Source organism: Roseibium sp. AS2 (assembly GCF_038900065.1).
In the GTDB taxonomy this organism is placed as follows: Bacteria; Pseudomonadota; Alphaproteobacteria; order Rhizobiales; family Stappiaceae; genus Roseibium.
On sequence record NZ_JBBMQN010000003.1, the window covers coordinates 322520 to 335089 of the forward strand.

Consider the following 12570-nt stretch of genomic DNA (forward strand, 5'->3'; position numbering starts at 1 on the left):
CGCCGCCTTCAATTCCGCGTCCGGTCAGTACTGGATGCTTTCCATCTCTGAAAAGTCTATCCGGGCGCCATCGGCAAGTTCGATGTACCCACCGGCATCCTGCGACAGGGTGATTTCGCCGCCAAGCGCATCGACATTCTCGATCGTCCCCTCGGTCATGGTGACCGACCAGTCCGTGCCGTAGGAGCCCAGATCGGTTCCGTCCGGCGCCTTGCTCAGATCGACGATATCGATCCAGTTGAGGCCTGCACCGCCCTGCATCGTGTCGTTGCCGTCGCCGAGCATATAGGCGAACAGGTCCGATCCGTCTCCGCCATCCATGTGGTCGGTGCCGATGCCGCCGCGCAGCACGTCGTCGCCGGTGCCGCCGTAAAGATGATCGTTGCCGCCCTGCCCGAGGAGACTGTCGTCTCCGCCGCGGCCGAACTGCGCATCCCTTCCACCGTCGCCTGTCATGACGTCCGCACCGTCAGTGCCGTAGTCTCCGGCCGTGTCGGTCCCCGCATCGATGACATCCAGCGTGAGGGTCTGCGTGTCGGTGAGGCCACCCCTATCCGTTGCGGTGACATCCAGGGTGATGCTGTCCTCGTTCTCATGGTCGATCACCGTACCGTCCTTGAACTTCAGAACGAAGTCTCCGTTGCGGGCGATCACCTCGAAGCGGTCGTCGGAAACCGTGAAACTGTGCACGTCCCCAAGATCCGGGTCGGTGACCTCGATCGTTCCCACTTCGGCGCCCGTGTCTCCTTCGTCAATCGTCGCATCTGCGTCATGGACGGACAGGGTCTGGTCGAAAATGAGATCGTTGTAATCCCTGTCACCGCCTCGGGCGACATCCTCGAAGCCGATGGTGATACCGCTCTCCGCGGTGTAATCGTAGCCGTCCGGATTGAGAGTTCCGTCGCCGGAGAAAAACACATTCGCATCCCGGCCGGCGAGCAGCGTTCCGTCGCCCAGAACCCCCTGCCAGTTTCCGTCGCCGTCCTTGCGGAACGACACCTGATCGCCATCCGAGAGGCCGCCATTGATGCTGGCGCCGTCGGGGATCAGAAAATAGCCGACATCGGCGGCCTGAACACCTTCCAGGAACACGGTTGTCGTGTCTCCGGCCGACAGCCCGTCAGGGTCCACCCAGACGATCTGGCCACCCGCCGGATCGCCATTGGCATCCCTGTGATAGACGCCGAACACGTTGGAGTGGCCGGCATTTTCCTCCAGGAACGTCATGGTCACCGCCACACCCGGCCCCAGAACGGGATCGAATCCCAGCACAGGGGCTTCGTTGATGTCCGCGATGTCGATCGTGAAGACGCCGTTCGAGGCCGATCCGTCAGACGACGTCGCCGTCACCTCGACATCCACACTTGGCAGGGTCTCATGGTCGAAGCTGACACCGTCGGCGACGGTGATCACACCCGTGTCCGGGTCGATTTCGAAGCGGTTGTCCGTGATCGAATATGTCACGCTGTCCGCCGGGTCCGGGTCGACGGCAATGGCGGCGATGCCGGTGGCCACGCCGCCGGAGCCGTTTTCCGCGACGGTGTTGGGCGATGTATCCGCATCTCTCAGCGGTCCGACCGGAGCATTGATGTCATCGACGTCGATGACGTCGATGATCACCGTTTCCGTGTCGGACAACCCGCCGCTGTCGGTGGCCGTGACCTCCACGCTGACCTGGGTTTCGGTCTCGTAATCGAAGGCCTGATCGCTCTTGAGCTTCAGCAGATAGGCGCCATCGGAGGCGATCACCTCGAACCGGTCATCCGACACGGTGAAGCTATGGCCGTCTCCGGCGTCCGGATCGATGACCGACAGGGGCGCGATCTCGGCACCGTAGAATTCCTCGACCACCGCCGTGCGATGGTCGGAGACGATGGAGACGCTGTCGATCAACGCACCGCCATTGTTGTCGGAACCGATTTCAACAAAGGACAGGGTGTTGGAACCATCGCCGGAAGCACCGACGATGTCGTATGAGAAGGTCTGCCAGCCGCTGCCTGTCGTGGCCGGATCGATCGTGTCGATCAACTCGCCGTTCCAATAGACCTCGGCAACGCTCTGGCCGGTGCTGCCACGCGATTTCATGTCGAAGCTCAGATGGTAGACCTGGCCGTCCAGTTGACCGTCGATTTTCTGGGAGGCCCAGCCGTTCGTGAGAGCCGCCAGATCCAGATGGTGATCGCCGTCGCTCGCGCCGAAACCCATGTGGCCGGCCTGATGCACATCGACATTGCCATAGGTCCAGCCTTCGATGGTATTCGGGTTCTGGTACCAGCCGGACCCGTCCGTGCCGCCCAGTGATCCGTCATAGACCTCGAAGCTGCCGTTGACCGCAAACTGCGTCGCACCGGTTTCCAGATGCACCGTCAGGTCGGGCGGCTCGTTGACATCGGTGATTTCAATCGTGAAAGGACCAGTCGAGACAGACCCGTCGGACGACGTCGCCGTCACCTCGATATCCACGGTCGGCAGGGTTTCATGGTCGAAGCTGACACCCTCCGCGACGGTGATGACACCGGTATCGGGATCGATCTCGAACCGGTCGTCGGTGATCGAATACGTGACCGTGTCAGCGGCATCCGGATCGTCCGCGAATGCCGTCACACCGACATATTCGCCGCCAGAGCCATTCTCCGCGACACTGTTCACCGCCGTGTCGTTGTCGGTGACGGGGCCGACCGGGCCGACATTCTCGTCGATGTCCAGAACATCGATCACGACGGTTTCCGTATCCGACAGACCGCCGCTGTCGGTCACGGTCACATCGACCGAAACCTGCGTTTCGGTTTCGTAATCGAACGCCCGGTCGTCCTTGAGTTTCAGGACATATTTGCCTTCCGACACGACGACTTCGAACCGGTCATCGGACAAGGTGAAGGAATGTGTATCGCCGACATCCGGATCGAAGACCTTGAGCGGCGCGATCTCCGCGCCATGGAACTCCTCGACAACCGCAATCCGGCTGTCGGAGACAATCGAGACATTGTCGATGAAGGTGCCAAAGGAGGAATTGCCGCCACCGACCTCGACGAAGGTGAGCGTGTCCGTGCCGTCACCGGCCCCTCCGACGATGTTGTAACTGTAGCTTTGCCAGCTCGCGCCGGCTTCCGCGGGATCGACGGTACCGATCAGCTCGCCGTTCCAGTAGACTTCGGCGACCGTTTCGCCGATGCCGCCCCGCGCCGTGGCATCGAAGCTGAACGTATAGACCTGACCTTCCAGCATGCCGTCGATCTGCTGCGCGGCCGTTCCGTTCTGGTTGGCGGACAGGTCCAGGCGATGATCGCCGTCGCTTGTGCCCGCGTCCCAGCGGGCCGATTGCTGAATGTCGACATTCTCGTGAGACCAGCCTCCGATCGACGTCGGGTTCTCGTAATATCCCTCCGGGTCCGTGCCGGACAACGTGCCCTCGAATGTCTCGAAGCTGCCGTTAACGACAAACTGCAATGCCCCGTTCTCCAGACAGACCACAAGATCCGGCGGTTCGTTGGCATCCGTGATGCCGATGGAAAACGTCTCCTGCGAGGTGGTGCCGTCGGTGGAAGTTGCCGTCACCAGGATATCGATGGCCGGTTCGGTTTCAGCATCGAAATGCGCCCCGTCGGCCACGGTGATCACGCCCGACTCCGGATCGATCTCGAACCTGTCGTCGCCGGACATCTCGTAGGTCACCGTGTCGGTCGCATCGGGATCCTCGGCAAAAGCCGAAATGCCGACCACATCGCCGGCGCTGGCATCCTCACTGACTGCATTGCCCGTCACATCGACATCCGTGACCGGTCCGATGGGGGCTTCATTCTCATCGCCGACCGTGACCCGGAACGTGCCTGTCGACGTCGAGCCGTCCGTCGAGGTCGCCGTGACCTCGATGTCGATGAACGGCGTCGTCTCGTGGTCGAGCGCCGCGCCGTCGGCAACGGTGATCACACCCGTGTCCGGGTCGATCTCGAACCGGTCGTCGGTGATCGAGTAGCTGACCGTATCGGTCCCGTCCGGATCTTCGGCGAAGGCCGTCACCCCGACAACGGTTCCGCCGGAGGCGTTTTCCTGGACAGAATTGGTGACCGTGTCGGTGTCCGTGACCGGTCCGATGGGGGCTTCGTTCTCGTCGCCGACCGTGACCCGGAACTTGCCTGTCGACGTTGAGCCGTCCGTCGAGGTCGCCGTGACCTCGATGTCGATGAACGGCGTCGTCTCGTGGTCGAGCACCGCGCCGTCGGCAACGGTGATCACACCCGTGTCCGGATCGATCTCGAAGCGCTCGTCGGTGATCGAGTAGCTGACCGTATCGGTCCCGTCAGGATCTTCAGCGAAGGCCGTCACCCCGACAACGGTTCCGCCGGAGGCGTTTTCAGCGACAACGTTCTGAACAGTATCCACATCGGTAACCGGCCCGACATCCTCACCGTCGCCCCCGCCGCCGCCGTCTCCACCGCCATCGCCATCGTCATCCGGCTGCACACCGCCACCGGTACCGTCGCCGACCCCGGAACCTGCGGCGCGGACACCGTTGCCGCCCAGATCGAACTGCGACAGTTCCGCGTCCGGACCGCGCGCCTGGGGAACTGCTCCATCACCGATCCCGGCATCGTCGTTCTGAAGACCGTCGGACGTCTCGACCACGTCGGTGCCACCTCCGGGCAGACGTACGCCCCCTGAACCGCCACCGCCGCCATCCATGCCGAACCCGCCGGCGGACGCACCGTCCGGACCGGTGCCGTCACCACCCCGGCCGCCGGCACCCGCGTCGGCGGAATCGGAGCCTTCATTTTCCAGCGGAACCGCCTGGAACAGGTTGGCAACCGTCGCTTCGCCGGTATCTTCCGGCTCGATCGAGAGGGAGTAGTCATTGCCGCCATCCGGACGATACGGGTCGCCGGCTTGCGCTTCAACGCGTCCCGGTGCGGGGCCGCTTCCGCCTGCGTTCTTCACGGCATCGCCGCCGGAGGGTGTTGCCCCCTGCTTCTGGGCGTTCGCTGAACTGCCGGTATCGGCCATGACTGCACGTGCTCCGTTAGAAATTAACCTCATCACACGCAGCGTTACCTTAATAAAGTAAGACTTCAATTCAAGAATTACATGTACAGTTTTAGATAAATTCACATTTCCAATGTTATTGGTAAACGCTTTTGAAACAATTACGCGTCTTAATAAAGAACTGGAGGCGCTTACATGGCATCTTTTCTCATTGATACTTTTTCCAATACAAAACTCCCGCAGCTGGACTTTACCTCCTCAGTGACTGGTGAGCGGGTAAAAACCCCCGGGCTGCCGCGCTCTGTGATGACCGCCTCCATACTGATCAACATCCTCGGACTGGCCATGCCGCTCACGATCCTGCAGGTCTATGACAGGATCCTTCCCAACAAGGCCACCGACACGCTCGTCATCCTCATTGCGGGCCTCGGCTTCGTTCTCGTCATCGATGCTGTCCTGAAGACCATCCGGTCCTATCTGACCGGCTGGCTCGCCGCCTCCTTCACCCATCAGGCGCATGTGGAGGCCACCCGGCGCCTGCTGAACTCCAGAACCGATCCGGGCTCCGACACGACGGTTTCCAGGCATCTGGACTCGTTCCGGTCGCTGCAGTCGCTCGGCGACCAATACGGCGGTCAGGCCAGGTTGCTGTCGATCGACCTGCCGGCCAGCCTCATCTTTCTCGCCGTCCTGTTCCTGATCGGCGGCCCCATCGGGTTTGTGCCTCTTGCCCTTCTGGCCCTGTTCGCGCTGCGCACCGCAAAGCTCAATACACGCCTCGACCGGTTGATCGAGAAGCGGGCGGAACAGGATCAAAGGAAATACGATTTTGTCTTCGAGGTCCTGTCCGGACTCAACACGATCAAGGCCATGGCCTTTGAACCGGTCATCCTGCGCCGGTTCGAACGTTTGCAAACCGGGATCTCCCGTCTTGGTTACGACCATATAGACCTCGACAACCACGCACGCAGTGCTTCCAGCCTCTTCACGGTGCTGACCACCGTCTGTGTGGTCTCCACCGGCGCCCTGATGGTCATGGGCGGTTTCATCAGCGTGGGCGCGGTCGCGGCCTGCACGCTTCTGGCCGGCCAGGTCGTTCAGCCGCTCCTGCGTGGCATAAACCACTGGACCGACCTGCAACGCGTCAATCACGACTTTCGCGAGGCGAGCACCCTTTTCGATCTGCCCCGCGAGGAGCGCACGGACGATCCCTATCTGAACGTTGTCGGCAATATCAGACTGCAGAACGCAACCTTCCAGCCGCACGGCGATGCCATCGTCACCGTTCGCAATCTGTCGCTTGCGATCAACGCCGGCGAGACGGTCGCCTTCGAAGGGAGTGACGGCAGTGGACGGACGACGCTTGCCCGCATTGTCTCCGGCGATATTGCACCGACCTCCGGCCAGATCCTGATCGACGGCCACGATCTCTACGGACCCGACCACCGCCACCTGCGCCGCCACATCGCCTATGTCGGCAATGACGCGCAGATGTTTTCGGGAACGATCCTGCAGAACCTGACCCTGTTCGGCTCCCGGTCGACACCGCAGAAGGCGCGCATGGCGGCGGACCTGATCGGACTGGAAAAGGACATCCACCTGCTTCCGCTCGGCTATGACACGCCGCTCGGCAACGCGATCGAGGAAAACCTGACCGGATCCATGCTCCAGCGCATCGCGATCGCAAGGGCGCTGGCAGGAGAGCCCAGGATACTGATCCTCAACGACGCCAACGGCGCGCTCGACCACAAGAGCGAGGCCCAGCTGGTCGAGGCCCTCAAGCGGCTCAAGGGACAGCTGACCACCCTGATCGTCAGTCACCGCCCGTCCTTCCGCGCCATCGCCGACAAGCAGTTCCATGTTGAGGAGGGGCGTGTCAGCACGGTGCGCGCGCCGGCCGGCAAACCCCGTTACCAGATCCGCCAGCGCCGCCCCGCCGGCGACGGCACCCGGCAAGTTTAGGAGCGCGACATGTCCCTGGCCGCGTTTGAAAACTCCGATACGATGTTTCAGACCGTCAATCCGGCGCAAAGCCGGATGAATCTGGAGACCCGCGTCCAACAGCATTCCGAGAACACGGCCGAACGGGCCTCGGCCGCGGAAGCCTGCCTTCTGCCCCTGCTTGAAGCGCTCGACTGGGACGGCATGGAGCGGCATCTGTTTGAAGCCCTGCCTCACCAGGAAGGCATTCGCGGTATCTTCGACCTGCGCGCGGTGCTCACGCGCCTGAATTTCCGGACAGCACCCTCCCGCCGCGCGTCCGGACAGCTTTCAGGCGAACAGTTTCCCTGCGTTGTCCAGCTCGGCAGCGATACGCTGGTCGGGCTGGGCCGGACCCGTGACGGCCGCTTCCAGGCTTTCAGCGGCGAGATGCGCCGGACGGTCACCCTCGCTCCCGGCGACCTGAAGGACGCCGATATCTACCTGATCGAACGGGAGGAGGAGACGACTGCCGCCGGGTTCCAGCATTGGTCGTCCCGGCTGTTTCACCAGTTTCGCGGCACCCTCGTGTCGATCATGGCCGTCGGCTTCCTGTCCAATATCCTCGCCCTCGGACTGCCGCTCTTTGTCATGACTGTCTATGACAAGGCGATCGGCGCGAAATCCGTCGCGGTGCTTGTCACCCTGCTGATCGGCATGGCCGTTGTCCTGTGCATGGACTGGATGGTCAAGGGCACCAAGTCGAGACTGCAGGCCTATCTCGGAGCCCGCCTCGATGCCGTGGTTGCCAACTCCACCTTCCGGCACTTTCTCCATCTGCCGCTGCCGCTGATTGCCTCCGCGCCGATCGGCACCCAGATCACCCGGCTGAAGCAGTTCGACGGCGTCCGCGACGTCTTCCACGGCAATCTCGCCAATGCCCTGATCGATCTGCCCTTCTCCGCGCTGTTCGTGTTCGTTCTCGCGCTCATCGGCGGGCCGCTTGCCCTGCTGCCGGCGGGGCTGCTGCTGATGTATGTGCTGGCCGCGCTGATCATCGTTCCGCGCATGAAGATGGCGATCAATCTGGCGGGTGACGCCAAGTCCCGGATGCAGAACATCACCGTGGAGATCCTGTCAAAGCGCGACGCCATCCGCGCGCTGTCCGCGGACGATATCTGGATTGAGAAATACCGCGCCATCTCGGCGGATTTTGCCCTGAAAAACCTGAAAACCAGGCAATTGTCCCAGGTCATGCAGGTGATTTCGCAAATGCTGATGACCCTGTGCGGCATCGGCGTTCTCGGGATCGGCGCCATTCTGGTGATGAACCAGCAGCTCACCCAGGGTGCCCTGATCGCGGTCATGGCCCTGTCCTGGCGCGCGCTCAGCCCCATGCACCAGGCCTTTCTGAGCCTCTCCCAACTGGGTCAGGCACAACAGACCATCGAGCGCATCAACGGCCTTTTGAAAATCGATATGGAACGGCAACCCGGCAAGCTGCCAAGCCTCTACCGCCAGTTCCACGGCGCCGTCCGCCTCTCCAATGTCGTGCTGCGCTATCCCTCGCGGCAGGAGCCTGCCCTGCGCAATTTTTCCCTGCAACTGGATCAGGGATCGGTCACCGCGATCACGGGTCCCAGCGGTTGCGGCAAGACTTCACTGGTGCGGGCGGTGCTCGGCCTGTACCGGCCGCAGATGGGTGCGGTGCTGGTGGACGATCTCGATATCCGTCAGCTCGATCCGGGCGAATGGCGCAATGCCATCGGTCACGCGCCGGAGCATTACGACTTCTTCTACGGGACGGTCGCCCAGAATTTCCGCATGGCCAATCCGCAGGCAGACAACGACCAGGTGCGCATGGCCTTCGAGGAATTCGGTCTCGAATCCTATGGGGATCTGCTGCCGCAAGGCGTGGAAACCCGTCTGACAGGGCATCTGATTTCCCTGCTGCCGGACAACGTCAAGCAGCGCCTGCTGCTGGCGAGAGCCTTTGTACGCCCTGCCCCGATCTATGTTCTCGACGACCCCGCCGGCAATCTGGATTTCGTCGGCGACAAGCTCCTGATGAAGAAGATCGAACAGGTACGCGGCAAGTCGACCGTCTTGCTGACCACCTACCGGCCGAGCCACATGCGCATGGCGGACAATCTCGTCTACATGCAGAACGGCATGGTGGCGATGGCCGGTTCCCCGACAGAAATTCTCGAGGACGTGCTGAAACAGCAGTCCCGATAGCCGACCGGACCGCCGCCGGCCGGCGGCACCCGACAAACGCCGAGGACACTCCAATGGCCACCAGAGACGATCCGGACACACTTCGCACTGCCGTTTACGGCCGCGTCGGTCTGCCGTTGGAACTGGAAGACGGCGTTCCGCCGGCATTCTATTCCCGCCTGCTGACCGGACTTGTGATCGCAACGCTCGTTCTTCTCGTCTGGGCGGCGATCGGCCAGATCCGCGAGGTCGCCAGCACGATCGGAGAAATCACCCCGGCCGGGCAGATCCTCACGGTCGAACACCTCGAAGGCGGCATCGTGAACGAGATTCTGGTGGAGGAAGGCGAACTGGTGAGAGCCGGCGATCCCATCGCCAGGCTGGAGAAACAGGACACGACGTCCGAACTCGCCCGGATCGAGAGCCGGCTCACCTATCTCGAACTGGAGGAACAGCGCCTCCTGGCCCAGGAATACAGCAATGCCAACACCGTCGGTCTGCGCCTTGATCCGGCGGTCGAGGGATTGAGCACCCAGCAGCGGGCGGCCCTGACCGCGAACCGCAAGGTGGTCTCCGACGAACAGGACGCCTTCACTGCCCGCGTCGCGCAAAAACGCGCCGAAGTGGTCAGCCTGGAGGCGCAGATGGAGCTTCAGAAATCCCAGGTCGACCTTGAGAAGGAGAAATTCCAGATCCAGGAAGGTCTGCTGCGGGACGGCTACACATCCCGGCGCCGCTATCTCGAAGCCAAGGGCGAATACCAGCGCTCCCAGGTGGCGTTGGAACAGCTCATCGGCAATCTGGCCCAGGCCCGCGAGATGCTGATCGAGGCCCGGGCAAGCCTTGCCCAGGCCGGCGCCGAAGTGAACCGGGTCGTCGCGGACGAACGGGCAAGGATCGCCCAGGAACGGGCGGAACTGAAACAGGAAATCAGCAAGCTGAAGGACCGGCAGGACCGGCTCTTCGTCAAGGCGCCGGTCGAAGGCTATGTCAAGACGCTCGGGCAGTCAGGCCGGGGGGCCGTGGTCGGACCGGGCGACATGATCGCCGAAATCGTTCCGCTGTCCGAAAACCTCGTGGCAGAGGTGAAGGTCAATCCCAGGGACATCGGCCATATCAATGCCGGGGACACGGCCGACATCACCATCACCAGTTACGATCCCAACATCTACGGCACCCTGTCGGCCGAGGTCGAGACGATTTCGGCGTCCAGTTTTCAGGACGAATATGGCGAATACTATTTCAAGGCCACCCTGGCCTTCCCGGGCCAGACGATCGGGTCGGGATCGAACGAGCGGCCGGTGCGCCCCGGCATGCAGGTCAACGCGCAGGTTGTCACCGGCTCCAAGTCGATCCTGATGTATCTGCTCAATCCGGTCACCCGCGCCGCACGCACGGTCTTCACAGAACGCTGACGGCCGGGAACGGCATCGTACAAAAAAAGCCCCGGGGAGACCCCGGGGCTGTTGCGTTCAAACCGGCCCCGGCACGGGGCCGGGCCGGAGAAGCCGGTGGCCGTCTCCTCAGTGAGTTGCCGGCGTCACCATCGCGTAGATCGTGTCGTGGACATTCAGCACGCCGATAGGCGTGCCTTCCTGATTGACCACATTGGCTTCACCGTGCCCGGTGTCGGCGAAGGTTCTCGCGGCCTCCTCCAGCATGATTCCGCTGGAAATCGTGGGGCCATCTTCAAGGGTCTTGGTCTTGTCCATAACCGTGTCCACGATGATCACCCGGCCGCGGTTCACTTCCTTGACGAAGTCGGCGATGTAGGAATCCGCCGGCTGAAGCACGATTTCCTGTCCTGTTCCCTGCTGGATGACCGCACCGTCCCGCAGGATGGAGATCTTGTCGCCGAGGCGCAGGGCTTCATCCAGGTCGTGGGTGATGAAGACGATCGTCTTGTGCAGTTCTTCCTGCAGGTCCAGAAGCACAGATTGCATGTCCATGCGGATCAGCGGATCGAGCGCGGAGAAGGCCTCGTCCATGAGCAGGATATCGGCGTCGTTGGTCAGCGCGCGCGCCAGACCGACACGCTGCTGCATGCCACCCGACAGCTGGTTCGGATAATGATCCTCGAAGCCTTCCAGCCCGACCCGGGCGATCCAGCGCGATGCCCGCGCTTCGGCTTCCTTGATCGGAACACCCTGGATCTCCAGACCGTAGACGGCATTCTTGATCACCGTGCGGTGCGGCAACAACGCGAACTTCTGGAACACCATCGCCGTCTTGTGGCGGCGGAATTGCCGAAGTTCGCTCTGGGACATCTTGCAGACGTCCTCGTCGCCATAAAGAACCTCGCCTGCGGTCGGGTCGATCAGCCGGTTGATGTGCCGGATCAGGGTCGATTTACCGGACCCGGACAGTCCCATCACCACCTGGATCTTGCCGCCCGGCATGGAGATGTTGATGTCGTTGAGCCCGAGAACATGATTGAACTTTTCGTTCAGCTCGGCCTTGGACATGCCGTCCTTGATCTTCTGGACCATGTCCTCGCCGTTCGGACCGAAGATTTTATAGAGACCCTTGATCTCGATGCCGGTTGCCTCACCCATGGATCACCTCCGAGTGTTTCTGCAGACGCTTGCCGTAGGCCTGGGTCGCGCGGTCGAAAATGATGGCGATTGCAACGATGGCAAGTCCGTTCATGACGCCCATGGTGAAATACTGGTTGGCGATGGCGTTGAGCACCGGCTGGCCGAGGCCTTTCACGCCGATCAGCGCAGCCACAACAACCATGGCCAGAGCCATCATGATGGTCTGGTTGATGCCGGCCATGATGGTCGGCAGGGCCAGTGGCAACTGCACGTTCAGCAGCTTCTGGCGGGCACTCGACCCGAATGCGTCGGCGGCCTCCAGGACATCGAGGTCGACAAGCCGGATGCCAAGATTGGTCAGGCGGATCATCGGCGGAATGGCGTAGATGACGATCGCGATCAGGCCGGGCACCTTGCCCAGGCCGAAGATCATCACCACCGGAATGAGATAGACGAAAGCCGGCATGGTCTGCATCAGGTCGAGGACCGGATTGACGATCCCCTGGAACCTGTCGGAGCGTGCCATCAGAATGCCGATCGGAATACCCAGAAGAATCGCGAGCGTGGTGCACACGGTCACCATCGCGATGGTGCGCATGGTATCTTCCCACATGCCGAAGACGCCGATCAGCAGCAGGGCCACCAGGGAACCCGCCGTGATTTTCACGTCGCGGCTCATCAGGAACACGATGCCGACGAGAACCGCCAGCACCATGGGCCAGGGCGATTCGATCAGAAGGTGCTCGAGCAATATGAGAAAATCTTCCAGCGGATCCGTCGCGCGTTCGAGAAATTCGCCATAGGCGCGGGTAAACTCCCTGAACCCGCTATCGATCGTAACGCGAATGTCTCGCAAGGTGCCCCGGCTGAGCGAGGGAAATTCTATCCAGTCCATCTTCTTTGTCCCGACGGTTTCTTG

At 62.0% G+C, this 12570-nt stretch carries 6 protein-coding genes; 3 read left to right on the forward strand and 3 right to left on the reverse strand.

Annotated elements, in window-relative coordinates; genetic code table 11:
- Positions 1-24: 24 nt before the first annotated feature.
- Entirely contained in the window at positions 25-4998 is a 4974-nt protein-coding gene (locus tag WNZ15_RS10440; protein ID WP_342892910.1) for a cadherin domain-containing protein, read from the reverse strand.
- Positions 4999-5283: 285 nt separating this feature from the next.
- On the opposite strand from WNZ15_RS10440, the gene WNZ15_RS10445 reads away from it, so the two are divergent.
- The 3 genes from WNZ15_RS10445 to WNZ15_RS10455 are packed head-to-tail and all read left to right on the forward strand — an operon-like array spanning position 5284 to position 10529.
- Entirely contained in the window at positions 5284-6939 is a 1656-nt protein-coding gene (locus WNZ15_RS10445; protein ID WP_342892911.1) for an ATP-binding cassette domain-containing protein, read from the forward strand.
- A 9-nt stretch (positions 6940-6948) separates the two neighbouring features.
- Entirely contained in the window at positions 6949-9135 is a 2187-nt protein-coding gene (locus WNZ15_RS10450; RefSeq protein WP_342892912.1) for an ATP-binding cassette domain-containing protein, read from the forward strand.
- 53 nt (positions 9136-9188) lie between these two features.
- Positions 9189-10529: an HlyD family type I secretion periplasmic adaptor subunit gene (locus WNZ15_RS10455; protein ID WP_342892913.1), complete on the forward strand. Its 1341-nt coding sequence runs from the start codon at positions 9189-9191 to the stop codon at positions 10527-10529.
- Positions 10530-10637: 108 nt separating this feature from the next.
- On the opposite strand, the gene WNZ15_RS10460 is transcribed toward WNZ15_RS10455, so the two are convergent.
- Together WNZ15_RS10460 and WNZ15_RS10465 are read right to left on the reverse strand one after the other, a co-directional pair.
- Positions 10638-11669 carry a glycine betaine/L-proline ABC transporter ATP-binding protein gene (locus WNZ15_RS10460; RefSeq protein ID WP_342892914.1) on the reverse strand — a complete coding sequence of 344 codons (1032 nt, stop codon included), beginning with the start codon at positions 11667-11669 and terminating at the stop codon, positions 10638-10640.
- Positions 11662-12546: a proline/glycine betaine ABC transporter permease gene (locus WNZ15_RS10465; protein WP_342892915.1), complete on the reverse strand. Its 885-nt coding sequence runs from the start codon at positions 12544-12546 to the stop codon at positions 11662-11664. The genes WNZ15_RS10460 and WNZ15_RS10465 overlap by 8 nt, the downstream gene beginning before the upstream one ends.
- Between the last annotated feature and the right edge of the window lie 24 nt (positions 12547-12570).